The organism is Pseudomonas sp. D3 (assembly GCF_029320995.1).
Taxonomy (GTDB): domain Bacteria; phylum Pseudomonadota; class Gammaproteobacteria; order Pseudomonadales; family Pseudomonadaceae; genus Aquipseudomonas; species Aquipseudomonas paraveronii.
Window position 1 is genome coordinate 3,190,328 of record NZ_CP119772.1, and the last position, 25,842, is coordinate 3,216,169.

The window sequence follows — 25,842 nt, forward strand, 5'->3', positions numbered from 1 at the left end:
TTTATGCTAGATTTGCCGCCGATGCCTGTCTCGCGAAATTCGGGCAGCAAACATCGCAAAAGGGGCGAAGCCATCAAAACACTGGACAAATTTCTGCGAGAGATCGATGAGGGCGAGTGGGCCGTCATCAGTTCGGCCACCGACTATGCCGATAACTGGGTGATCCCCGAGCACAGCCACGAGAAGCATCAACTGCTGTACGCCACCGAAGGCGTGATGGTGGTGCATTCGGCGCAGAATCAGTGGACGGTGCCGCCCAATCGCGGCTTCTGGATGCCCAGCGGGCATGTGCATTCGCTGCGTTGCGTCGGTGTTCTGAAAATGCGCAGTGTGTTTGTGCGCCCCGCGAGTTTTCCGAACTTGCCGAGCGAAACCAAGGCCGTCAGCATTTCACCGCTGCTCAGTGAGCTGATCAAAGCCTCGGTCAGTTTGAAGCCGCCGTATGCCGAAGATTCGCGCGACGCCCGGATCATGCACCTGATCCTCGACGAGCTCGCCCTGTTGCCGGCCTTGCCGCTGTTCCTTCCCCAGCCTGCAGACCCGCGCATCCGCCGGATTTGCCTGGCGTTGCAGGATGACCCGGGCGATGCCTCGACCGTGGCGGATTGGAGCGAGCGCCTAGGCCTGGACCAAACCACCATCCAGCGCCTGTTCCGCCGCGAAACCGGCCTGACCTTCGGCCAGTGGCGCCAGCAAGCGCGGTTGCTGCTGGCACTGGAGCGGATAGCGGTGGGCGAGAAAATTATCGATGTGGCGTTTGAGCTGGGCTATGAAAGCCCCAGTGCCTTTACCAGCATGTTCAAAAAACAGTTTGGCAAGACGCCGAGTCAATTTTTTCGCTAGCGCCCGCCTCGTCGAGCGTTAACACGGCGGGGTGCTCGCGTACACGTCCAGCAGGCTGTTGAAGGCGTCGATATCCAGCGGTCGGCTGAGGAAGTAGCCTTGACCTTCGTCACAGGCCACTGCCTTGAGCAGTGCCAGGTGTTCGGCGGTTTCAATTCCTTCTGCCGTTACCGTCAGCGACAGGGCGCGTCCCAAGCCGACAATGGCCTGAATAATGGCCTTGTCATCGGCGCTGTCCTCCAGCCGGTTCAAGAAGCTGCGGTCGATTTTCAACCCGTCGAACGGGAACGCGCGCAAGTAGCTCAGTGAGGAGTAGCCGGTGCCGAAGTCATCCATGGCGATGCGCAGACCCAGGTGCTTGAGGGTGTGCATGACCTCAAGCGCGCCGACGGCATCGTCAAGCATCACGCTTTCGGTGATTTCCAGTTCCATGCGTGTCGGCTCGATGCCCGACTTATCCAGGGCGTACCGCACGCGCTCCACCAGGTTGCCGCGCTTGAATTCGGTGGGTGACAGGTTCACCGACACAAAAAGATGCTCAGGCCACTGCGCGGCGCACGTGCAGGCGGTTTCAAGCACCCAGTCGCTCAGCGAAAGGATCAACCCCGACTCTTCGGCAATTGGAATGAAGGTGTCCGGTGCGATCAGGCCGTGCAGCGGGTGTTGCCAACGCACCAGGGCTTCGGCGCCGACCATTTGCCCGTCGCTGATGCGATAGCGCGGTTGAAAGTGCAGGCGCAGTTCTGCGTGCTTGATCGCAAACCGCAGGTCGCTTTCCAGGCGGCGACGCTCGATGATCCGTGCGTTCATTTCACCGGAGTAAAACCGCCAGGTATTACGCCCCGCAGCCTTGGCTTCGTACAGGGCGATGTCGGCGTAACGCAGCAACTCGGTGACCCCGTTGGCGTCATTGGGCGCGAGGGCAATGCCGATGCTGGCGCTGATGAACACGTCCTGCTCGTCGACTCTGATGACCCGTTCGACAGACTCGATCAAGCGCCGGCACAGGGCTTCGACTTCGTCCTGGGCGCCGGCGTCGATGAGGATCAGCACAAATTCATCGCCGCCGACGCGAGCGACCAGGTCACCGTGGCGCACGCAATCGGCCAGGCGGCTCGATACCTCATTGAGCACCCGGTCACCGGCCGCATGCCCGAGCAAGTCATTGACCGGCTTGAACCGATCCAGGTCCAGGCTGAGCATGACCAAAGGGTGCTCCAGGGTAGGCAACGCTTTGAGTTTTCCGTCCAGAAACGCTTGCAGGCGCGTGCGATTGGGCAGCCCGGTGAGAGCGTCGTGCAGGGACAGGAACTCGATGCGCCGCCGCGCTTCGACTTCTTCGGTCACATCGGTGGCGGTCCCGCGAAACCCGCCGCAGGGCATTTCCCGCGCCGACAACCGGGTGGTGCGCTCACGCCCCTGGGCGTCGACGTAGCGACACTGAATGCTGGTGTCCGCGCGCCGCTTGGCCGTGCTCAGCCACTGCGAAAGGGCGCCGTCATCGGTGTCCAGCAGGGCGTGCAGGGGGGCGCCGATCCAGGCCTGGAGGTCCAGGCCCGTGACGCTTTCGAAGCGCTCCGACAGATAGGTGAAGCGCCACAGGTCGTCTATTTCCCAGACCCAGTCCGAACTGGCTTCCACCACATCGCGAAAGCGCGCTTCGCTGGTGGCCAGCGCGTTTTGACTGTCTTGCAGCGACGTGTGGCTGGTATCGAGGGCTTGGGCGTCCGTCGTGGTGCGGCGCATAATCAGCCAGCTCATCAGGCACACCAGCAGCGCAGCCAGACCCAGCAGCGGCAGGCCAACAGTCGTTAACCGCACACCGGGCCGCTCGGGCTGCCAATGCAGGCTGCCGGCGGCGCCGTTATCACTCAGGGAGAACAACAAGGTCTTGCCGATTTCATCGGGTTTAGCGATATGCAGGTGATCGACGCCAAAGTCGTTACCGATTTCGGTCAGCTTGGCGCTGTTGAGGATATCGATGAAGAACAATACGGAGGCTTTTCGCCCGTCCGCTATCACGGTGGGGTCAGTGCCTGGCGTTATCGCCGCTGCCGCCACCAACGTGGGGCTGCCGCGCACGTTAATGAACCTCGTGACCGGTGTGTCCGTCGTGGCGCCTGCGCGTGCTTGTTCGAGCATCGCCGCGATGGGCTGGCCGAGCCATTCGGTGAGCTCAATCGGTTGCAATTTGCCCTCGACCACCGCGTACACCGTGCGGTCCAGGTCGTTGACGACAAACACGCCTTGAAAACCGAAATCATGGAACAGCGTGGGCCCCACGTTTTCGCGAGCATAGGCCCAATCCGTGTCCACGGTAACGTGCAGGTATTTATAGGCATCGCCCCAGAACGCGTAATCCTTGACGGTCAGGCGTAGGGATTTTTCCAGGGAATGCACCGCCTTGCGGGTGTAGAAGGCGCTTTCGCTGTCTTCGAATCGGTCCAGCTCGTGGGCGAGGTACACCAGCGAATAGCCGGCCGCTGCAAACACGCAGGCGAGCAGCGCCACGCACTGGAACAGCGACGTGCGCGCCAGCGACAGGCTGGTGCGCTGGGAAAGCTTGCGAACGAACGGGGCGAGGGTATTTGGCATTGATTCCCGCAGGGCGCAGCTGCATGTCGGGGGGGGGTGACAGGCTATCGGCCGCCTTGCGGAGAAAATGAGTGCTTCAGGTGCGGTGGGTGGCGGTGCGCCCACTACCCTGCACTTGACTCAAGCGTGGCCCAGCGGCCCTTAGTTGATCCGAGGATGCTGTTGCGCTTGGTGAGTAATTGCATGGAACCTTACCCCAACAGCCGCCATTCGATGCTTTCCTCATTGACTGTGATGATGTCGGGCAGCAAAAACCGCGACTTATGACTCTCAACCCGCAGGGTGGGCATGATCTCGTTCTTCTCGAAACGGTGGATAACGCCATCTTTGAGCCGCGAGTAAGCATCGCGACTCAGGCTGAATGCCCGCCAGTAGCCAGTCTGGGGGCAGGCCTGGCCGCTGGTGCAGGTCGGTTCGGGGTAGCTGGCCTTGATGAACGCGGGAGAGTCGGGCGTGGCTCTGCCGGTTGTCGGTTCAAGAAGCTTGGCTTTGGCCAACTGCTGGATCAGTGCTTCGCTGGGCTGTTCTGGCGGGACATTGGCCAGGCGTGCTTCCAGCCATTGCAGTTTGCCGTCCCAGGTGGGGAGTTTGGCGGGAGGCAGGGGGAGGATTTCGTTGATTTCGGGGACTTTGGGGTTTGCGTAGGAGTATCTTGCGAGAATTCGCCAGATTTTTTCATAGCGCTCAGCGCGTTCGAGGTCTTCCTGTTGACCGAGATAGTAAAGCCAATCGGACGGTGGCGGATTACGAAAACCTTTGTGCAAGCGGGAGGCCGCGGTACTGGTACCAGCTGCCACCCCTAGCTGGAATGCCTCTAGAGCGGCTTCATATTGGCCTTCGATTTTAAGATCGATACCCAATGCCACTGCTGCTTCGCCATTCCCTTGCTCCGCCGCACAGCGGCGCATCTGCCGGGCTATCTCTGGTGCAATTCTAATCGGCGCCAACTTATCTCCGACGATTTGCTGAGCCTGGGCACTGCCATGATCAGCGGCCTTGCGGAAGTAGCGCAGTGACATTTCCTCATCCTGCTTCAAACCCGCAGACCCCTGTTGCAGGAATATCCCGACAAAGTAATAACCTGTCGCCACATCCGCGTCGATCAGTCGCTGGCTCAGGCGCAGATGCTCATCGCCCCGAAGCTTGAATTTTCCACGCATCGCTCCGTTCTGCAGATTGATATTGGCCTTGTAATGTTCGTTCTCGGCCGCAATGCGATACAGCCGCTCAATTTCGATGTCGACGCTCTTGTCTTGTTTGAGCTGGTTATTTTTCTGCAACCAACGGGCGTACTGGAATAGCACATCGGCTTCCATCGACGGATCAGGGATGGTTTCGTGTACACAGGCGAAGGTCAGTTTTTGCTTGGCCTCGGTGATCGGATTCATGGGGATGTCCCGGTTCAGTTGATTAAGGGCACCACCGTTATTACAGGCGGCTAGCAGCAGGCTGGTCAGCAGAACGAGTCGACGCATCAGTCGAGGTCCTTCAGGGTGGCTTTACCGTAATAAAAACCGACGAGCGAAGATTTAGGTGTCAACTTTTTCGATTGACGTTCTTTGTTTTCATGGATGATGTCTGTCCAAGCATCAAACGCCTCCTCCGGCTCATCCTGCGCCCCCCGCCCATCCGTATGCAGATCCCACAACCGGCGCCGCAACGCCCGCGTCACACTCATCCATTCATGTGCAACGTTCAGCTCGCTATCCACCTGCATGCTGCGCGTGTTGATATTCGCCGAACCGTGGGTGGTGAACACGTCATTGACGATCATCAGCTTGGAGTGGATATACACCGGCATCCAGGATTTTCCCGCTGGCGAATCAGGCGCCACCAGCGAGCAGAGGTGAACCTTCAAGCCCGGCACCTCCTGCGGAACAATCGTGCTGTCCTCAATTTCCTTGGTTTTTTGATCCAGTTCGGCCTGCCACTTTGCCAGCTCCCTCTGCCCGACGTGATCGCGTGGATCAGGCGTTGGCCGCGGCGGAGCGGCGTCTTTTACCTGTTCGATACGCCGCAGTTTGGTCACTTCCGGAATCGTGTTGGCGCGCCCCAGGCTTTCGAGCATGCGCTGGGTATTCACAGTGCCCGCCCCGATGCCGTCATCGGTCGCATTGGTGATCACGAACAGGTGCAAGGCGCCATGCACGCCCGGATCACGCCCAGCGCCGGTTTGGACTTCGGCCGTCGCCTTGATGGCTTCGGCCAATGGCGGCCAGCGAAAGTACTGGTTCTCGATATAGACGAACTGGGTCGCATTGTTGACCGCGTTCAGGTAGAGCTTCTCGATATCGCGCTTGCCCGCTTGTGCCTGGGTGCGCAACAGTTGCGCCAACTGGCGAGTAGCGCCAGGCGTGCATTGCAGTTGCGGTCCGACTTGCTTGGCTTGGCGAAGGTGGAGCAAATCCTCGCCGGTTTCCTTGCGCCAGGCGCTGGCGAAGTTATGGTGCAGGTGCTCCAGGATCGGCCCGCTGAGCTGACTGGAAATGTCCTGGCGCGGAGTGTTGCCACGCGGGCCGCGATTGGGTTCGGGTTTACTGTCTTCGGTTCGGTGCAGCGCCGAATGTTTATCATTATCCCAGTACTCATCGAGGATGTTGTGGCCCATGACAAACCCGACGGCGCGGTCCGGCAGTTCGTAGTCGACCAGCACACTCTTCTGGTGGTGGCTGGCCGTCCACTTCAGTACCTGACGCATCTTTGTACTGATCTCGGGATCAAGGCTGTCATATTTCACCGAATGGGCAATTCCGGCCCGATCAGTCAGGTCGAAACCTCGGCTGACGAACACCGGAAGCCCCTTCGCCGCCGGTTGCGCAGCTTTACCGTCCGAGACCGCGCAGTCGGTAAACCAGCGGCGATCCGTGTCGTATTGGGCCTGGGTGGAGCTTTGCAATGCCCGATCCTGAATGCGCACCGTGCCTTTGCCCGGCAGGTTCGCCTCGTCCGCAAGGCCGGCGGCGTTGAGCGGCATTTCCCAGCCCAATACGCGAACGTTGACGCCTTCTCGAGCCTTGGTCTTGAGCAGGTCGCCAATACTCGGGTGCTTGCCGTCACGAATAAAGAACATCGACGGCTGGAAGCCCCAACAGATGATGTCGACCGTTTTAGTCGCCTTGGCGATAGCCAGATGCACGGCCTCGAAGGTTTCTTCACCGTTGATCAGCGGCTGATAGGTGGCCTCCACCGGGTGATATTCACTCCCCTGCACGTACCAGGGCGCGGTACAGGTGGCCTGCTGGGAATGTTGCAGGGCGACGGGCACAACGATGTCGGGCTGTGTCATGAAGTTTTCCCTTCCTGGTCATTGGCTGTGCCCATCACGGCGGCGTACCGGGCACGGTGATCCGTGTGCGAGGCGGGTTGGCTCACCTCGGTATCCGTTTGCGGGCGGTGGTTGTGTAAACCGCTGTTGGCCAGGTTCGCTTGCCCGGTATTGCGATAGTCGGTGGGCACCGGGATCTGGTAGGTCACGTCGTTGGCCAACACCATTCGGTACTGCTGCGTCACGACCGCGTGGTCGATCAACACTTGCCCGGACTTGTCCAACACGCCCTGCTTAAGCACTGCACCGTCGGCATAGAGAGTGTAGGGCATGCCTGTCCAGCCTTGATCAGAGGCATTGGGGGTTTGCGGCACGTTGAACCGCAGCGGTTGTTTGAACAGGCTCTGTGGGTACTCCGGATCTGCGGCTTTCTGGCTGGCTGGACCGAGGGCTTCGAAGTACGCCGCTTTGATCAGGTAGTCGCCCAGGGTCCCGGACTCGATGCTGCTCGCATCGAGGGTGATGTAGCTGCCACCGGCATTCAGGGTGATTTTCTTCTTCGCGACGATACGGATTTCATCTTCGCTGCTGATGATCTCCAAACCCTGACGGGCCATCAGTTGCAGCGCGTCGTTTTGTGCCTGGATCTTTACCGGGCCTTGGTTGGCAATCAATTGGATGCCCAGCTTGCGCACGAACAGGCTTACCCCTTGTCCCACGCCGATGAACAGGCGCTTGATCACACTGATATCCGCCTCGGCCCCAGCGTTGATCATCAGGTTGTTTTGAGCGGCCAATTGCAGGTGCTGGCCGCTGGTTACCGCAACGCCTTGGGGGGCGCTGAGTAATACAACCGAGGCTTTGAGTTGATCGAGCTGATCTCGCATCAATTTCAGTTGTGCTTGCGCATCCGCGGGGTCTGCATTGGCGGCCTGGGCATCGGCCGATAATCCTTCCAACTGGTCACTTGCCTGTTGTAACCGACCCAGCGTGGCACTCATTTCCAGCATATGTCCCTGAGCCTTGGGTTGCGCGTCGGCACTGATCAAGATCCCACTGCCCGCACGAATAGCGGCATGCCCATCGGTCCGCAATTCCGCGCCCTGGCCTCGCGGTTGGCGCTTGGCATCAACCAAATTCCCCAGGTTGAGCTGGCTCTTACCACTGTGCTCAGTACTGACCTTGATATGCTCCTGCCCCCGCGTGTCATCCATGCGCAGCTTGTTATTCGCCGGAGTACGCAGCACGTTGCGTTTGTAATTGCGCAAAGTCACATGATCAACGTGTTGGCTGTCGTGCAGCGCGTGGGCGATGTAAGGCCGGTCCGGGTCGCCCTGTTCAAAGGCGATGGCGACTTCGGTGCCGGGGATCAACGGCAGGTGCAGGCCGTGGGTATCCCCAGCGTAGGGTCGGGCCAGGCGTAGCCATAGGCTTTCTTCACCGGGTTTCCAGGCGTCGCGGTCGAACAGGAAATTGACCTTGTAGCGCCCTTCGATGTCGATGTGGCCATAGGGGTCGTTGGCCTGCGAGCTGGTGACGCGGGCCGGGACGGTGCCGGCGATTTGCGGTTTGTCTTGCAGCTCCGGGCGAAAGCACACCGTTTCCGAGTAGGGAATGGCCTCAAACGTCACTTCGTAACTGGCGTCGCGAGCGGCGCGGCTGATCAGTTGGGTGATCACCGCACCTGGCGCGAAAGCCTGTGGGGCGCCGCCAGAGATTTTAAGTACCTGCCCTGGAGCAAGGGTTGCGCTGCTGCTGACGCCGCTGAGTTGCGTTTGGCCGTTGAGGTAACGCTCGTGGCGCAGGCGCGCGTAAAAATAACCGCTTTCGCTTTGCAGGTCTTCGTCATGGGCATAGCGGTCGCCCATGACGGTGTAGGGTTCGGCGTAGTGATAAGCCTCGCCGTAGGTGCCGTTGGCGCCGCGAGTTTGGTCGATGTCACCGTTCAGGTGAGCATTGGCCACGCGGTGATGGTAGGTGCGGATATTGACGTGCTGTTCCACCACGTGGTGGCTCGATTGCAGGGCCCACACACCGTCCTGGCCACTGCTGCTGAGCCCGGATTGCGGGCGGTAGGCCAACTCCACGTCAAACTGGTAGTGACGCTGGTCATCGTGAAATTCCACCACGTCGATATTCAGGCGTTCGTCGCTGGTGAATCGGTACCAGATGCCGACGTCAGCCAGCAGGCGCGAGATGAAGGCCAGATCGCTCTCGCCATACTGCATAACCTGTTCGCGCTTGGGGTATTCACGCACCAGGCTGAAAAGGAAGTCCTGGCCTTCAAAATCGTGGCGGCTGCGCAGGATGCTTTCGACGATTTGCGGTACAGATTGGTGTTGGTAAATGCGGAACTGTCGGCCTCGCCCAAGCAGGGCAAGGTGCGGTTGCAGGGTGATTTCGTAGCGGGCTTCATCAGCGGAGCCGGACAGGCGTTTGAAGCAGGTGACTACGCCGTGCAAGACACGCAGCGGTTTGATCGAGGGCACGCTCAGGCCCCGAATGCGCGGCGGTTGCGGCGCCCCGTACAGACTGAAACGAGCGTTTTGGCCAAGCATCTTTTCAGCGGTAATGTCGCCGTTGGTGCTGGTGAACTCCACAACATAGTTGAACAGTTGGCTCAGGCCCTCTGTACCCTTGAAGGCCAGGACGTCGAGCGACTCGTCAACATCGCGAACAGTGAGTGTGTGCCGACTATGGTCGAAGAAAACGCTCGGTAATACGCTGGAAGCCATTCCTTTTACTCCTAGACGCGAAAGCCCGAAGAGTAAAGATTTGGTATCGGTGATTAATGTCGGAAGATTCGCCTTTACGAGACAGGCACTTCCTGAACGTATTTTCGAGCCCCGTCCCAGAAAGGGTATGCGGCGTGCTCGACGATGTCCCCGGCGAGGCACCGAACGTGGTGTTTCGGGCTTGTCGTCCTACAACCTGATTTTCATGCTCTTCGCTGTATCCGCATAACACTTAGATAAACGCAATCTTTCAGATTTACAGCGTGTACGGAGCTCGATATGAAAGCCACGGTTGTACGATGACATGTGACGTTGCATGTGTCCTATCTAACAAAATAAAAAGTGATGCCATGAACTTGAACGAGCACATCAACGCCCATCGCGTTGGCCAAGCGGTAGGCAATTATCGCTGGACCATCTGCGCGATGCTGTTCTTTGCCACCACCGTCAACTACCTCGACCGCCAGGTGCTCAGCCTGCTGGCGCCGCAGTTGTCGACGCAATTTGGCTGGAGCAACACCGATTACGCGAACATCGCGGCGGTGTTTCAGTTTGTCTATGCGATTTCCATGCTGTTCGCCGGGCGGTTTGTCGACAAGATCGGCACCAAGGCGGCTTACGTAATGGCGATTGCCATCTGGTCCACCGGCGCCATCATGCATGCGTTCGCGGTGCCGATGGGCGAGGGGATCGCGGCCGTGAGCGCTGCGATTGGCCTGGCGGTGATTCCGGTATCGATCGCGGGCTTTATGCTCTCCCGTGCGGTGCTGGCGATCTGTGTGCCGCTGATCGCCGGGATGTGGGGCTGGGAAGCAGCGTTCATGGTCATCGGCATGCTCAGGCGTCGTCAAGTTAGCGAAAAAGATGCAGCTAATCGGCCGTGTGAACAGCATCGTCCACGAGCCCAACGCGCACGGCGCGCCGAAAAGGCGGCCATCGCGGGAGAAAGATTGGTGCGCCGGCATCGCGCTCGATTGCCCCGTAATGATTGTGCTGCGCTGACGCGTGAACACGCCAGTGATGGGGTGAGTCCTGTTGGGGGCGGTGCCGGCCCGCCCCGAACGGTCAGGTTTCAGTTGATCCGGGGATGCTGCTGCACAAGGTTGTTGCGCTTGGCTTCCAGCTCGGCAATTTCGGCATCGATGTCTTCGATTTTCTGCTCGATATTGTCGTGGTGTTCCTGCAGCAGTTCCTTGGCCTCTTCCATGTCCGAAGCGGCCGGAGCGGCGCCGCGCAGGGGCTTGTTGGCGGTTTCCTTCATGGTCAGGCCGGTGACCAGGCCGACCACGGCGAACACCATCAGGTAGTAGGCGGGCATGTACAGGTCGTTGGTGCTTTCCACCAACCAGGCCACTGCGGTCGGGGTCACGCCGGCGATCAGCACCGAGACGTTGAACGCACTGGCCAGGGCGCTGTAGCGCAGGTGCGTGGGAAACATCGCCGGCAGGGTCGATGCCATCACACCGATAAAGAAGTTGAGCACGATGGCCAGGATGAGCAGGCCGCTGAAGATCAGGCCGATCTTGCCGCTGGTAATCAGCATGAACGCGGGGATCGACAGGAAGAGCAGGCCGATGCTGCCCGCGATGATGAAGGGTCTGCGGCCGATCTTATCGCTGATAAAACCAATGAACGGCTGCACGAACAGCATGCCGACCATGATCGCGATGATGATCAGCACGCCGCTGTTTTCTTTGTAATGCAGGTTATGCGACAGGTAGCTCGGCATGTACGTGAGCAGCATGTAATAGGTCACGTTGGTGGCCGCGACGATACCGATGCAGGTCAGCAGGCTGCGCCAGTGCTGGGTGGCGACTTCCTTGAACGACACTTTTGGGCCGTGGGTCAGGCCTTCGCGGTCGCCTTGTTCGAGTTTGTCCATGTGCTGTTGGAACGCCGGCGTTTCTTCCAGCGCATTGCGCAGGTACAGGCCGATAATGCCCAGGGGCAGGGCCAGGAAGAACGGCAGGCGCCAGCCCCATGCTTCGAAGTCCGCTTCGCCCAATACGCTGGAAATCAGTACGACCACACCGGCGCCGAGCACGAAGCCGGCGATGGAGCCGAAGTCCAGCCAACTGCCGAGAAACCCGCGCTTGCGGTCCGGGGCGTATTCGGCGACGAAGATCGAGGCGCCGGTGTATTCACCGCCCACCGAGAAGCCTTGGGCCATCTTGCACAGCAACAGCAGGATCGGCGCCCAGATGCCGATCGAGGCATAGCCGGGAATCAAGCCGATGGCGAAGGTGCTCAGGGACATGATCACGATGGTCGCGGCCAGGACTTTTTGCCGCCCGTATTTGTCGCCCAGCGAGCCAAAGAACAGGCCGCCCAGGGGACGGATCAGGAAGGGGACCGAGAAGGTGGCCAGTGCGGCGATCATTTGTGTGCTGGGAGAGGCGTCGGGGAAGAACACCTTGCCAAGCACATAGGCGACAAACCCGTATACGCCGAAGTCGAACCATTCCATGGCGTTGCCCAATGCAGCGGCGGTGATCGCCTTGCGCACCTTGGCGTCGTCGACGATGGTGATGTCTTTCAACCCGATGGGTTTGACGCTTTTCTTACGTAATTTCATGCGGACCACTCTGAAACTGAACTGGGGTGGTGCCATCGCTACGATGGCACCGCTCTGTCAGTTGAGATACAAGCGGACACCAAATAATTCACCACTATTTGCGTTTTTGTGCCGATGAGTTGAACTTCATGAGTTCCCAAGGGAGTCAACCCCATGCCTGTCATCGCTTCCCGCCTGATCTATCGCCAACCGCAACCTGAAGACGTGCAGCGATTGTTCGCGATCTTCGGCGACCCGCAGACCAACCTGTTCAATCCCGCCGGCCCCATGACCTGTCTTGCAGACGCGCAACGCCTGCTGAACCGCTGGCGCGAACACTGGGCCGCCCAGGGCTACGGCTGGTGGGCCATTGCCCTGCGGGACGCGCCGCAGCACGTCATCGGCTTTGGGGGAGTTGCGCCCCTGCATTACCTGACGCAGCAGCGCATCAACCTGGGCTATCGCTTTGCCGTCGAGGCCTGGGGGCAGGGCTACGCCACCGAGCTGGGCCGCGATGCGCTGGCGCAGGCATTCGACACCCTTGATTTGCCTGAAGTGTTCGGGTTGGTGCGGCCTGATCACAGGATGTCGATTCGGGTCCTTGAAAAGATTGGCATGCAACGCTGGGGCGTGCTCGACGATGTCCCCGGTGAGGCACCGAGCGTGGTGTTTCGGGCTTGTCGTCCTATAACCTGATTTTCATGCTCATCGCTGTATCCGCATAACACCTAGATAAACGGCAATCTTTCAGATTGACAGCGCGGAGGGCGCCCGATATAAAAGTCGCAGTTGTACGACGACATATGACGTTACATGTGTCCTATCTAACAAAAATAAAAAGTGATGCCATGAACTTGAACGAGCCCATCAACGCCCATCGCGTTGGCCAAGCGGTAGGCAACTATCGCTGGACCATCTGCGCGATGCTGTTCTTCGCCACCACCGTCAACTACCTCGACCGCCAGGTGCTCAGCCTGCTGGCGCCGCAGTTGTCGACGCAATTTGGCTGGAGCAACACCGATTACGCGAACATCGCGGCGGTGTTCCAGTTTGTCTATGCGATTTCCATGCTGTTCGCCGGGCGGTTTGTCGACAAGATCGGCACCAAGGCGGCTTACGTCATGGCGATTGCCATCTGGTCCACCGGCGCCATCATGCATGCGTTCGCGGTGCCGATGGGCGAGGGGATCGCGGCCGTGAGCGCTGCGATTGGCCTGGCGGTGATTCCGGTATCGATTGCGGGCTTTATGCTCTCCCGCGCGGTGCTGGCGATCGGTGAGGCGGGCAACTTCCCGATTGCGATCAAGGCGACCGCTGAGTATTTCCCGAAGAAAGAACGCTCGCTGGCGACCGGCATTTTCAACTCGGGCGCCAACGTCGGCGCGATCCTGGCGCCGATCTGTGTGCCGCTGATCGCCGGGATGTGGGGCTGGGAAGCCGCGTTCATGGTCATCGGCATGCTCGGCTTTGTCTGGGTCGCGGTGTGGGCTGCGGTGTATGAAAAACCCGATCAGCAAACTCGTCTGTCGGCCGAGGAACTGGCCTACATCCGCAGTGACCAGACTGCACAGCCGTTCACCGCGCAGGCTGCAGGCGCGGCGTCGAAAAAAGTCTCGTGGTTCAAGCTGCTGACCTATCGCCAGACCTGGGCCTTTGCCTTCGGCAAGTTCATGACTGACGGCGTGTGGTGGTTTTTCCTGTTCTGGCTGCCGACTTACCTGTCGGCGCAATACGGCATGAAAGGCGCCGATATCGTCATGCCGCTGGCGGTGCTGTACAGCATGACCATGGTTGGCAGCATCGGCGGCGGCTGGTTCCCCAGCTACTTCATGGCGCGTGGTGATGCGCCTTACGACGGCCGGATGAAAGCCATGTTGGTCATCGCACTGTTCCCGCTGGTGGTGCTGCTGGCGCAACCGTTGGGCTACATCAGCTTCTGGGTGCCGGTGTTGCTGATCGGCGTGGGCGCGTCGGCGCACCAGGCGTGGTCGTGCAATATCTTCACCACCGTGTCCGACATGTTCCCGCAGAAAACCGTGGCCTCGGTGGTCGGCATCGGCGGCATGGCCGGCGGCCTGGGCGGGGTGGTGATGACCAAGGTCGGCGGCTGGGTGTTTGACTACTACAAGTCCATCGGCGATATCCATACCGGCTACATGATCATGTTCGCGATCTGTGCGCTGGCGTATCTGGTGGCCTGGAGCGTGATGAAGACGCTCGTGCCGCGCCACAAGGAAATCACCGATCTGTAAACCGGGCGGGGCTCGAATCGTCCGCGCCCCGCACTACAGCGCACGCGCCCAGGTCTGGCTGACCAGTGGCTGGCCAAAACTGAGGGTGGGCTCTTCCTCAATCAGCTCAAAACCGGCTTTCTGGTAGAGCTTGCGCGCGTCGGTCAGTGCACTCATGGTCCACAGCATCATGCGCGTGTACCCGGCATTTCGGGCAAAGCGCAGGCATTCATCCACCAGGCGCCGGCCGATGCCCAGGCCCCGCGCACTCGCGTCGACGTAGAGCATGCGCAGTTGGGCGGTGCTGTCGTCATGGCGCACCACGAACACCGACCCCACCACCGCGCCCTCTTTCTCTGCGATCCAGCAGCGCTCACAGGTCGGGTCGAACCCGCGCAGGTACTTGGCGACAATCTCCGCCACCAGTGCTTCGAACGCCCAGTTCCATTGGTATTCACGCGCATACAGTGCCGATTGCTGCTGCACCACCAGGCCCATGTCGCCGGGTAGCGGGTCGCGCAACAGGTAGCTCGGGGCGGTGCCTTGCAGCAACGCTTGAATGCGCTGCATGGCTGCGGTCAATTGCTGTTGTTGCGGCTCGGGCAAGGCACTCAATAAGGCAATGACTTCTTGCTGGGTTTGCTGTTCCAGCGGGGCCAGGACGGACCGGCCCAGGTCACTGAGGTGCAGTTGCACCGCACGCGCATCGGTGATCGAGCGGACTTTCTGGATCAAACCCTTCTTCTCCAATCCGCTGATCAGCCGGCTCAAGTAACCCGCATCCAGACTAAGCATCTGGCAGAGGTCGGTGCTGGTCAGGTCGCCGCGTGAGGACAGTTCGTACATCACGCGGATTTCGGTGAGGGAGAAGTCGCTGTGCAGCAGGTGTTCCTGCAGCACGCCGATCTGCTGCGTATAGAAACGGTTGAAGCCGCGCACGATACCGGCGCGCTGAACAAGCAGGGGAGTGGACATGGTGCGCGCTCTGATGGTTGCCTTTAGCAAGTATATAATTGCCTGAGGCAACCATGTCAATGCGTTTAATTCAGCCGATCCCCACCCTCATCAGCGCCAGTCCTGCCGTGCCGAGGTGCCCCCAGCGCAGGGTTTGGCCAGGCAAATCGAAGGTTTCGGGTAATGCAATTGCGTCACGCGCCATGGTCATCGATGAACCTCCCGTCAGGTGTCGAGCGTTGCGCCCGTCAGGATGATACGAACGGCCATGATCACGCCGCCCAGCACACCCCTGCCATCGTGGCCTACTTGTTGCGCGTGACGCGCCATACGGCGTTGGCCAAGTCGTCCGCGATGATCAGCGCACCTTTTCGGGCCACAGTCACACCTACCGGACGCCCGCGCGTCTTCTTATTATCGCGCGGCGCCCACTGGATTCGGGGGCGTGATGACTTCGCCTAGGAAAGGAATCCGGGAACTGTAAGAAAGTTCACGGTTGTTCGTGTCCAGATGTTTTTAAAGCCCTTGGGGTTTTAGGCCTATCGAGGCAGTCGAACGGGTTGAAAGATGGCATGCTTCGTGGCCCGAGAACAGGAACCGTGCCATGCCTATGAGTACCGAACGTCCCCTTGGCGTCGACGCGCAGGGATTCATCCAGGCTGCCCCCAGCGGCCCGGTGCAGCTCGAGTTTCAGGCGGTGTTGGCCGATGTCTGCGCGACCCTGTCCGCGCCGGCGTGGGCTCTGGATGGTGTTTATCTATACGGCAGTGTGGCCCGAGGTGATGCCTGCCCCGGCGTCTCTGACCTGGACCTCACCCTGGTGCTAAGCGAGCCCCCTGCAGCCGCTGTGTTGACGCGACTGGAGGCGCTGCGGTGCGCCCTGGAGCAACGGCATCCGCAGGTCATTAAGATCGACTTCGACATCGGCTACCGCACTGAAGTACTGGCGCCTGAACACCTCAACCGCTGGGGATACAGGCTCAAGCATCATTGCCGCTGTGTGTGGGGCAACGACCTGACTCAGCACTTCGAGCGGTTCCGGCCGTCGCGTGCAATTGCCTTGGCCGTCAATGGCGACTTCAAGCAGGTGCTCAGCGACTACCACTCGCGTATCGCCCAGGCCGGCACTGACTCAGAGCGACTGCCCTTGCAGCGCGAGGCCGCACGTAAACTGATCCGGGCCACGCAGATATTACGTGCGCAAGAGGCGCTGATGTGGCCCCAAACACTGGAAGAGCACGTCGCAATGTTCATTCAGCAATACCCGGCGATGCGGATCACGATTGCCTTCTTCCTGTTCGAGGCACGAAACCCCAGCGCCGAGCGCGAGGCCTTTTCCACGCGCCTGCTGACGTTTGTGACCTGGATGGTCGCCTGCCAGGCTAGCGACGCTGCCTCGTAACCGGCACGACGGCGGCTGTCGCGGCTCAATAGACATCCCGCAAATAACGCTTCTGCTCACTCATCCGCCGCCAGTAATCGACGGCGCTCTCGACGCCCAGCCCGCCGTGACGATGCGCAACCTGGCGCAAGGCCTGGTCGACATCCTTGGCCATGTGGCTGGCATCGCCGCAGATGTACAACTGCGCGCCTTCCTGCAGCCAGCGCCACAGCTCGGCGCCGTGTTCGCGGATGCGATCCTGCACGTAGATTTTCTGCGCCTGGTCGCGGGAAAACGCCAGGCTCAGGTGGGTGAGCAAGCCATCGCGCTGCATGCCCTGCAGTTCATCCTGGTAGTAAAAATCGCTCGCCGCGTGTTGTTCACCGAAAAACAGCCAATTGCGGCCCTGATGCCCCTGGGCCCGGCGCTCCTGCAAAAATGCGCGGAAGGGCGCCACGCCGGTGCCGGGGCCGATCATGATGATCGGTACGTCGCCATCGGCAGGCGGGCGGAAGTGTTTGGAGGGCTGCACGAACACCGGTACTTCGCCGTTGTCGGCGCGGTCGGCGAGGAAGGTTGACGACACGCCCTTGCGCTTGCCGTAGCGCACGGCCGCCACGGTCAGGTGGACTTCCTGCGGGTGCGCCTTGGCGCTGGATGCAATCGAATACAAGCGCGGTTGCAGACGCTTGAGCGTGCCGAGCAGTTCGTCCGCCGCGCAGTCGATGGGGTATTCGTGCAGCACGTCCGCCAGTTGCCGGCCCCACAGCCAGTCCTTCAGTTCGGTTTTGCGCTCAGGTTCGAGCAGGTGTTTCAGGCCCGGCTTGGCGCTGCGCTCGGCGATGAAGGCCAGGGTCTCGCTGTTGGGCCGGGCAATTTCAAAGTGCTCGGTCAGGGCCTGGTGCAGCGGCACGTCGCCGAGCTTGTCGATATTTACGCAGGCACTGGAACCCAAGCGGGTCAGATCGAGCAGCTCGCTGACCAGTTCAGGGCAGTTGCGCGGCATCACCGCCAAGGCATCGCCGGCTTCGTAGGTCAGCCCGGAGTCCGCTAGGCCCAGGGAGAATTGACGGGTTTCCTTGTGGCGGCTTTGCGGGTTCAGGTGCAGGTTGAGCAGCAGTTGTGAGGCATGCGGCTTGGGTTTGCCGGTGGGCGTGGCGAGGACTACGGGCGTTGCCGGGTTGAGGGTGTGCAGGAACTGCGTGAACCAGGCATCGGCGCGTGCTTCGAATTCGGTATCGCAGTCGACGCGCTCCAGCAGGCGGGTGGCGCCCAACTCCAGCAGGCGCCGGTCGAGTTGTTTGCCGTGCTGGCAGAACTGCTCGTAGTTGGGATCACCCAACGCGAGTACCGCGAAGCGCAGCGACTCCAGAGGGGTCTCGGTGTGGGTCAGGCCGTGCCAGAAACCTTCGCCGTTGTCCGGCGGGTCGCCGTCGCCGAAGGTGCTGCTGATCAGCGCGAGGTTTTGCGTGTGCGCCAGTTTGCTCGCGGGGAAGTCCGCCATCGCGCTCAGCTCCACCGCGATGCCGCTGGCGCGTAGGCGCTGGGCAAAACGCTCGGCCAAGGCTTCGGCGTTGCCGGTTTGCGAGGCCCATAACAAGGTGACGGCCGGCGTATCAGGGGCGTGCGCGGCTGCCACGGCGCTGGCCTCGGTGCGGCTGAACAAGCCGCCCAGCAGGCCATCCAGCCACAGTCGGGCGTCCTTGGCCACGGGCGCATTCGCCGGCAGCGTCGGGACACCGCCGGCCGGGTGCGCGGCGCTGGATTGCAGGCCACTGAGAAAACCGGCGAGGTAGGTGCGCTCATTGTCGCTCAATGACGGCGACGGCAGGTTGCGGATGCCGATCAGGTCGGCGAAGGCGTCGAGGCGCGACATGGCGAGCTCCTCTGCTAAAGGGGACACGGGGTGGGCGGCCGGTGCCGCTACGTCGAGGAACTGGTGCTCGATCAGTTCGACCCGTTGCAGGGCCACCGCACAGAACTTGAACGCGGGCTGCAGCGAAATCGGGTCGACCGCGTCATGGGTCACGGCGTTGATCGCCAGGTTGTCGCCAAACACATCGTTCCAGTGAAACGGCGCAAAACAGCTGCCCGCACGCACGCGGTCGCTGACCACCGCGGGCAGTACGGCGCGGCCGCGCCGTGAGCGTATCTCGACCGGATCGTTATGCTTGATGCCCAGACTGGCGGCGTCGTCAGGGTGGATTTCGACGAAGGGGCCGGGGTTGAGTTTGTTCAGCGTGGCGACCTTGCCGGTTTTGGTCAGGGTGTGCCATTGGTGTTGCAAGCGGCCGGTGTTGAGCACGAACGGGAACACCTCATCCGGCATTTCTGCCGGCGACAGGTGCGGGCGCGGGAAAAACCGGGCTTTGCCGTGTTCGGTGGCAAAAACGATCGCGGGTTGGCGGCCGTCGGCATGGGTCTTGAGGGCTTGGCTGATGCCGTTATTCAGGTAGCGGATCGGGTTGCGCGCTGCGGCCTCGTTCGATGCGCACGGCCATTGCAGGGGGTGTTCGCGCAGGCGTGCATAGCTGGCGCCGCGAATATCGTAGCCGGTAGCGGGGTTCCAGGCGCGCTTGATCTCTTCGAACACCTCGTCGGCGGACGCATACGTGAAGGCGTCGGCGAAGCCCATTTCGCACGCGACCCGGGCGATGATCTGCCAGTCGGCCAGCGCCTCGCCCGGTGGCTCCACGGCTTTTTGCATCAGGGTCAGGTTGCGCTCGGAGTTGATCATCACCCCTTCGGCTTCGGCCCACAGGGCGCCGGGCAAGAGGATGTCGGCGTAGCGATTGGTCTCGGTATCGAGGAACGCATCCTGGGTGATCACCAGTTCGGCGGTTTGCAGCGCCTTGATCACGGTTTGGCGATTGGGCACGCTGGCCACCGGGTTGGTGCAGATGATCCAGCAGGCTTTGATCTGCCCGGCCGCCATCTGCTCGAACATGGCGACGGTGCCACTGCCCGCCTGGCGCGGCAGGCTGTCGGCGGGCAGGTTCCACAGCGCCTCGATAAAGGCGCGGTCGGCGTCGACCAGCACTGAGCGCTGCCCCGGTAGGCCGGGGCCCATGTAGCCCATCTCGCGACCGCCCATGGCGTTGGGTTGCCCGGTCAGGGAGAACGGCCCGCTGCCGGGTCGGCAGATCGCGCCGGTGGCCAGGTGCAGGTTGCACAGCGCGTTGGTGTTCCAGGTGCCGTGGGTGCTTTGGTTGAGGCCCATGGTCCAGCAGCTCATCCACTCGGCGGCCTGGCCGATCCAGTCGGCGGCTTGGCGGATGTCGGCTTCGGCCAGGCCGGTCAGTTCGGCGACCCGGTGCGGCGGGTAGTCCTCCAGAAAGCCGGGCATGGCCTCCCAGCCTTCGGTGAAGGCGGCGATAAAGGCCGGGTCGGTGTGCCCGTTTTTCACCAGCAGGTGCAGCAAGCCGTTGAGCAACGCCAGGTCGGTGCCCGGTTTGATCGACAGGAACAGGTTGGCCTTGTCGGCCGTGGCACTGCGCCGTGGGTCGACCACGATCAGTTTGGCGCCGGCCTTGACCCGGTCCATCATGCGCAGGAACAGGATCGGGTGACAGTCGGCCATGTTGGCGCCGATCACGAAGAACAGGTCTGCGCGATCGAAGTCTTCATACGAGCCGGGCGGCCCGTCGGCACCGAGGGAGAGTTTGTAGCCGCTGCTAGCGCTGGCCATGCACAGGCGCGAGTTGGACTCAATGTTGGCGGTGCGCACAAAACCCTTGGCCAGTTTGTTGATCAGGTACTGGGCTTCCAGCGACATCTGCCCGGACACGTAGAACGCCAGCGCATCCGGGCCATCACGGTCGAGGATGGCGCGCAAGCGGCCGGCGGTCTCGCTGATGGCCTTGTCCATGCCGATACGCACCGGGTCGTGATCACGCGCCTGGCGCAGGTAGGCGTTTTCCATGCGGCCAGACTCGGCGATGGCTTGCCCGCAGGTGCTGCCTTTGGTGCAGAGCCGGCCGGCGTTGGTGGGGTGGGCCTTGTCGCCGATCACCTTGACCACGCGGTTGTGCTCGACGTGCATGACGATGCCGCAGCCCACGCCACAATAAGGACACACGCTGCGTACACGTTGGTTTGCCATGGGTAATCCTCGGATCTTTTCTGCCCACCCATAAAAAAAGCGCCCTGTAACCCTCCGTTGGAAACGGGGATCACACGGCGCCTTTGTCGTGAGTGGGCAGTCAGCGTTGACTGCTTGGTTGGTGTGTTCCTAGCAAGTCACGCGCCAGGTTTTTCACACGCCGCTGTGACGGGCTTGGTTGCGCCCTGTGCGCCCGCGCTACACGGGAAAATGCACTTTTATGACGCCAGCGCGCACCAGTTGGAGGCACAACACGCGGTGTCTGGCAGGGTTGAGCGGCACTTGCCGCCGTTGCGGCGGGCATGACGGCGGATTGGCACAGAGCCTGCAAGCTCAGGAACAATCCCACCTCGGTCAACGACGATCGACAGGCCGTACAGGTCATGGGCACCAGCGGTAGAACCGGCGAAGACGTCCGGATCGACCCCGCATAAGAACAGGCAAAGGCGCCTGGAACCGCAAGGTTTCAGGCGTTTTTTTTTGCTTTTTTCAAACCGTGATGAGCGTTGTCGGGTGCTTGATATGAACTCCAGTCTGAAACAGCTGAAAACCCTGATCGTCGTCGGCAATGGCATGGTCGGCCATCATTGTGTGGCGCAACTGATCGAGCGCGGCGCACTGGATCACTACCGGCTGCATGTGTTCAGCGAGGAGCCGATGCGTGCCTATGACCGCGTGCATCTGTCCGAATACTTCACCGGCCGTGATGCCGAGTCGCTGGCGTTGTCGCACGTCTCGCTGTACCAGACGCCGGGCGTGACCCTGCACCTGGGGGTGCCGGTGCTGGAAATCGACCGCGCCCGCCGTGAGGTGATCACCGCCGCAGGCAGCGTGGTGTATGACACGTTGGTGCTGGCGACGGGCTCTTATCCGTTTGTGCCGCCGATCGACGGCGCGCAAGGCGATTCGCGGCTGGTCTATCGCACCCTGGAAGACCTCGATGCCATCCGCGCCGCCGCCGCGAATGCCCGGCGTGGGGTGGTGGTCGGCGGTGGCCTGCTGGGCCTGGAAGCCGCCAATGCCCTGAAAAGCCTGGGCCTTGAAGCCCATGTGGTGGAATTCGCGCCGCGCCTGATGCCGGTGCAACTGGATGACTTCGGCGGGCTGGCGCTCAAGGCGCAGATCGAGCGGCTGGGCGTGGGCGTGCATTTGTCCCGCGCCACTCAATCGATCAGCGCGGGCGAGCAGTACCGTTACCGCATGAATTTTGCCAATGACGAATTCCTTGAAACCGACCTGATCGTGTTTTCCGCCGGTATCCGCGCCCAAGACGCACTGGCCCGCCAGGCCGGCCTGGAGATTGGCCCGCGCGGCGGTGTGGTGATCAATGATGAGTGCTTGAGCTGCGACCCGAACATCTACGCGATTGGCGAATGTGCGTCTTGGAACGGCAGCCTGTTCGGCCTGGTCGCGCCGGGTTACCAGATGGCCCGAGGGGTTGCCGCCCTGTTGTGCGGGCAGACCGCCGAGCCCTTTGTCGGCGCGGACATGTCGACCAAACTCAAACTGCTGGGGGTGGACGTAGGTTCCATTGGCGACGCCCATGCACACACGCCCGGTGCGCGCAGCTACCAGTTCATCGACGAGGCCAGCGCCAGCTACCGGCGCCTGGTGGTGGACGCCAGCGGCAAACAGGTGATCGGCGCGGTGCTGGTCGGCGACAACAGCTACTACGACACGTTGCTGCAGTACATGCAGAACGGCATCGCGTTGCCGGCCGAACCGGCCAGCCTGATCTTGCCGTCGTCCGCCGGCGCACCGACCCTCGGGCCTGGCGCCTTGCCAGAGTCGGCCACCGTCTGCTCCTGCCATAACGTCACCAAAGGCTCGATTTGCGCGGCCATCGACAGCGGCTGCGCCGACCTTGGCTTGCTCAAGGCGCAGACCAAGGCCTGCACCGGTTGCGGCGGTTGCGCCGGGTTGCTCAAGCAGGTGTTCGAGCATGAACTGGTCGCCCGTGGCGTCAGCGTCGACAAGAGCCTGTGCGAACACTTCGCCTATACCCGCCAGGCGTTGTATGCCCTGGTGCGCGTGGAAGGGGTGATCACCTTCGAAGAATTGCTGGCCAAACATGGCCGTGGCCACACCGGTTGCGATGTGTGCAAACCGGCGGTGGGCTCGATCCTCGCGTCATGCTGGAACCAGCCGATCATGGACGCCTCGCTGGTGCCGTTGCAGGACACCAACGACACGTTCATGGCCAATATGCAGAAGAACGGCACCTACTCGGTGGTGCCGCGTATTCCCGGCGGCGAAATCACTGCGGAAAAACTCATCGCCATCGGCGTCGTCGCGCAGAAATACGAGCTCTACACCAAGATCACCGGCGGCCAGCGCATCGACCTGTTTGGCGCGCAACTGCATGAGTTGCCGGACATCTGGGCCGAGCTGATCGACGCCGGGTTTGAAACCGGGCATGCCTACGGCAAATCCACGCGCACAGTGAAGTCGTGCGTCGGCAGCACCTGGTGCCGCTACGGTGTGCAGGACAGCGTGAAAATGGCGCTGCTCATCGAGGACCGCTACAAAGGCCTGCGTTCGCCGCACAAACTCAAGTTTGCGGTATCCGGCTGTACCCGCGAATGCGCTGAGGCGCAAAGCAAAGACGTCGGCGTGATCGCCACCGAGAAGGGCTGGAACCTCTACATCGCCGGTAACGGCGGCATGCGCCCACGCCATGCCGAGCTGTTCGCGACCGACCTGGATGACGCCACGCTGATCCGCTACATCGACCGCTTTCTGATGTTCTACATCCGCACCGCCGACAAATTGCAGCGCACCTCGGTGTGGCGCGAAAGCCTGGAAGGGGGCCTGGATTTCCTCAAGGACGTGATCCTCGACGACAGCCTGGGCCTGGGCGCCGAGCTCGAAGCGCAAATGCAGCTGGTGGTCGACCGTTACGAATGCGAGTGGGCCAACGCCCTCAAAGACCCGGAAAAACTCAAACGCTTCCGCACCTTCGTCAACGACAAACGCCCGGACCCGGACATCCATTTTGTCCACGAACGCGGCCAGCGCCGGCCAATCATGGCCGCCGAACTCAACCTGATTCCCGTCATCGAGGAGCTTGCCTGATGAGCCAGTCCAACACCCAGCGAAACCTTGCCACCTGGAAAAGCGTGTGCAGCGAAAGCGACCTGGTGAGCAATTCCGGCGTGGTGGTGTGGTACGACGGCGCGCAAATCGCGCTGTTTTACCTGCCGGACGCACCGGACCAGACGCTCTACGCCATTGACAACCACGACCCGGTGTCCGGCGCAAACGTGATCGGTCGCGGGCTGGTCGGCAGTATCAAAGGCGACCTGGTGGTGGCTGCGCCGATCTACAAACAGCATTATCGCCTGGCGGACGGCCAATGCCTGGAGGCACCGCACCAGCGCTTGCGGGTGTGGCCGGTGCGGTTGAATGCGGGGGTGGTGGAGTTGGGGGTGAGTTGAGGCGAGGCGGGCTGAAGGCGCCCATCCTCCAGTTGCCTGTGGCATTTGGAAGGTGGGTGCGCGCGCATTCCCCGTCAGCGGTTGAAGCGTTCAACCAGTGCGTATTGGGTGGCCGCGGTGTGGGTCAGTTCTTTGCTCAGGTCAGTGGATTGATGGGCCTGGACCGACGTCTGGTCGGCCAGTTCGGCGATGGTGGTGATGTTGCGGCTGATCTCTTCGGCCACCGCGCTTTGTTCTTCGGTGGCGGCAGCGATCTGGGTGGTCATCTCGGTGATGTGGGACACCGCTTCGCTGATGCCGACCAGCGCCTGGTCCGCCTCAAGCACCCGGGCCACGCCTTCCTGCGCCTGGCGCTGGCCGTGCTCCATGCTTTGCACGGCGTTGTTGGACGACGCCTGGAGCTTGGTGATCAAACCATGGATCTGGGTGGTGGAGTGCGTGGTGCGTTGTGCCAATTGGCGCACCTCGTCGGCGACGACGGCAAAGCCGCGGCCCATGTCGCCGGCACGCGCCGCTTCAATGGCGGCGTTGAGGGCCAGCAGGTTGGTCTGGTCGGCGATGCCTTTGATTACGTCAACCACAGAGCCGATTTCGTCGCTGTCACGGGCCAATTGCGCCACGGTGATACCGGTCTCTCCGACCATGGCGGAGAGGCGCTCGATGGCTTCGCGGGTATCGCGGGCCACCTCGCGTCCGCGTCCGGTCAGCACGTTGGCTTGCTGGGTGGCGTCGGCGGTGCGCTGCACATGGCTGGCGACTTCCTGGGTGGTCGCGGCCATTTGGTTGACGGCGGCCGAGACCTGCTCGGTTTCGACGCGTTGACGGTCAAGGCCGGTCGAGCTGGCCGTGGCCAGTCGGTTGGATTGTCCAGCCAGCGCGCTGAGTTGCTCGGCACTGTCCTGCAGGCGGGTTAGGCAGGTCTTCAGGCGGGCGTTCTGGCTAAGGAAGGCGGTTTCCAGGCGGGCCTGGGGGCCGCGTTCATCGCTGTACATCTGCGCAATCAGCGCGTCCGAGGTCGACGGTTCGACGCCCGCCAGCAAGCGCAACGTCGCGCGCTGACGCAACTGCGCGCCGATCATGCCCACGGGCACCGCAACGGCTACCGCCACCGCCATGGCCAGCGGCGCGCTGAGGAACAGCCCGCCGACGGCGCCGGCAAGCCCGGTGGCCACATAGGGCGCGCTGTCGAACAACGTCGACAGCCAACCATCCCGGCGTGAAACCGCCGATTTGCCTTGGCTGATACGGCGGTACAGTGCCTGGGCACGTCGGATCTCATCAGCGCTCGGCTTGACCCTGACCGACTCGAAGCCCACCACCCGGCTGCCTTCGAAGATCGGCGTGACGTAAGCGTTGACCCAATAATGATCGCCGTTTTTCGAGCGATTCTTGACGATGCCCATCCACGGCTGGCCTTGCTTGAGCGCGCGCCACATATGGGCAAATACGGCAGGGGGGACATCGGGATGGCGCACGATATTCTGCGGGGCGCCGATCAGGTCGGTGCGTTCAAAACCGCTGATATCGACAAAAGCATCGTTGCAGTAAGTGATCTTCCCTTCAACATCGGTTGCGGAAATGAGCTTCTGCGAAGGCGCGAGGGTAATCTCGCGCTGTGTCACTGGCTGGTTGTTGCGCATTCGACTACTCCCTGAATTGCTTGTAGGACATCGGCAACCATTCAAATAAGTTGAAGACCGATTGTCTGGCAATTCAAAACAGCGACATTGCACCGGTCTAAATCC

Annotated in this window: 14 protein-coding genes and 1 pseudogene; 7 read left to right on the top strand and 8 right to left on the bottom strand. The window is 61.4% G+C overall.

Annotation, left to right across the window (positions count from 1 at the left end; genetic code table 11):
* Nucleotides 1–21: 21 nt before the first annotated feature.
* Entirely contained in the window at nt 22–843 is an 822-nt protein-coding gene (locus P3S72_RS14605; RefSeq protein WP_276192792.1) for a helix-turn-helix transcriptional regulator, read from the top strand.
* An 18-nt stretch (nt 844–861) separates the two neighbouring features.
* Here P3S72_RS14605 and P3S72_RS14610 read toward each other — a convergent pair whose 3' ends face one another.
* The 4 genes from P3S72_RS14610 to vgrG all read right to left on the bottom strand — a co-directional run bounded on the left by P3S72_RS14610 (nt 862) and on the right by vgrG (nt 9,438).
* The gene (locus P3S72_RS14610) at nt 862–3,438 is read right to left on the bottom strand and encodes an EAL domain-containing protein (protein ID WP_276192793.1); all 2,577 of its coding nucleotides are present in this window, start codon (nt 3,436–3,438) and stop codon (nt 862–864) included.
* A gap of 191 nt (nt 3,439–3,629) precedes the next feature.
* The gene (locus tag P3S72_RS14615) at nt 3,630–4,913 is read right to left on the bottom strand and encodes a DUF6396 domain-containing protein (protein WP_276192794.1); all 1,284 of its coding nucleotides are present in this window, start codon (nt 4,911–4,913) and stop codon (nt 3,630–3,632) included.
* Nucleotides 4,913–6,724, bottom strand: a complete 1,812-nt coding sequence (locus P3S72_RS14620) for a phospholipase (protein ID WP_276192795.1) — start codon at nt 6,722–6,724, stop codon at nt 4,913–4,915. The genes P3S72_RS14615 and P3S72_RS14620 overlap by 1 nt, the downstream gene beginning before the upstream one ends.
* A complete protein-coding gene (gene vgrG / locus P3S72_RS14625; RefSeq protein WP_276192796.1) occupies nt 6,721–9,438 on the bottom strand; it encodes a type VI secretion system tip protein VgrG in 2,718 nt (905 codons plus the stop codon). Before vgrG ends, P3S72_RS14620 begins: the two co-directional genes overlap by 4 nt.
* Before the next feature lie 350 nt (nt 9,439–9,788).
* Between vgrG and P3S72_RS14630 the strand changes: the two are divergent.
* A pseudogene (locus P3S72_RS14630) lies at nt 9,789–10,277 on the top strand (MFS transporter); the annotation flags it as partial.
* A 233-nt stretch (nt 10,278–10,510) separates the two neighbouring features.
* Here P3S72_RS14630 and proP read toward each other — a convergent pair.
* Complete coding sequence (gene proP, locus P3S72_RS14635) at nt 10,511–12,013, bottom strand: glycine betaine/L-proline transporter ProP (protein WP_276192797.1); 1,503 nt, start codon at nt 12,011–12,013, stop codon at nt 10,511–10,513.
* A 153-nt stretch (nt 12,014–12,166) separates the two neighbouring features.
* On the opposite strand from proP, the gene P3S72_RS14640 reads away from it, so the two are divergent.
* A complete protein-coding gene (locus P3S72_RS14640) occupies nt 12,167–12,688 on the top strand; it encodes a GNAT family N-acetyltransferase (RefSeq protein ID WP_276192798.1) in 522 nt (173 codons plus the stop codon).
* A 152-nt stretch (nt 12,689–12,840) separates the two neighbouring features.
* Nucleotides 12,841–14,244, top strand: coding sequence for an MFS transporter (locus P3S72_RS14645; RefSeq protein WP_276192799.1), 1,404 nt, complete (start codon nt 12,841–12,843; stop codon nt 14,242–14,244).
* A 33-nt stretch (nt 14,245–14,277) separates the two neighbouring features.
* Here P3S72_RS14645 and P3S72_RS14650 read toward each other — a convergent pair whose 3' ends face one another.
* Nucleotides 14,278–15,198 (bottom strand): bifunctional helix-turn-helix transcriptional regulator/GNAT family N-acetyltransferase, encoded by a 921-nt coding sequence (locus P3S72_RS14650; RefSeq protein WP_276192800.1) that lies wholly within the window; start codon nt 15,196–15,198, stop codon nt 14,278–14,280.
* A gap of 589 nt (nt 15,199–15,787) precedes the next feature.
* On the opposite strand from P3S72_RS14650, the gene P3S72_RS14655 reads away from it, so the two are divergent.
* The gene (locus P3S72_RS14655) at nt 15,788–16,579 is read left to right on the top strand and encodes a nucleotidyltransferase domain-containing protein (protein WP_247402709.1); all 792 of its coding nucleotides are present in this window, start codon (nt 15,788–15,790) and stop codon (nt 16,577–16,579) included.
* Between the two features lie 25 nt (nt 16,580–16,604).
* On the opposite strand, the gene P3S72_RS14660 is transcribed toward P3S72_RS14655, so the two are convergent.
* Nucleotides 16,605–20,660, bottom strand: coding sequence for a bifunctional nitrate reductase/sulfite reductase flavoprotein subunit alpha (locus P3S72_RS14660; protein ID WP_276192801.1), 4,056 nt, complete (start codon nt 20,658–20,660; stop codon nt 16,605–16,607).
* Between the two features lie 522 nt (nt 20,661–21,182).
* Between P3S72_RS14660 and nirB the strand changes: the two genes are divergently transcribed.
* Both nirB and nirD read left to right on the top strand, forming a co-directional pair.
* Nucleotides 21,183–23,735, top strand: a complete 2,553-nt coding sequence (gene nirB, locus P3S72_RS14665) for a nitrite reductase large subunit NirB (RefSeq protein ID WP_276192802.1) — start codon at nt 21,183–21,185, stop codon at nt 23,733–23,735.
* Nucleotides 23,735–24,097, top strand: a complete 363-nt coding sequence (nirD, locus tag P3S72_RS14670) for a nitrite reductase small subunit NirD (RefSeq protein ID WP_276192803.1) — start codon at nt 23,735–23,737, stop codon at nt 24,095–24,097. The genes nirB and nirD overlap by 1 nt, the downstream gene beginning before the upstream one ends.
* 74 nt (nt 24,098–24,171) lie before the next feature.
* Here nirD and P3S72_RS14675 read toward each other — a convergent pair whose 3' ends face one another.
* Complete coding sequence (locus P3S72_RS14675; protein ID WP_276192804.1) at nt 24,172–25,737, bottom strand: PAS domain-containing methyl-accepting chemotaxis protein; 1,566 nt, start codon at nt 25,735–25,737, stop codon at nt 24,172–24,174.
* Nucleotides 25,738–25,842: the final 105 nt, after the last annotated feature.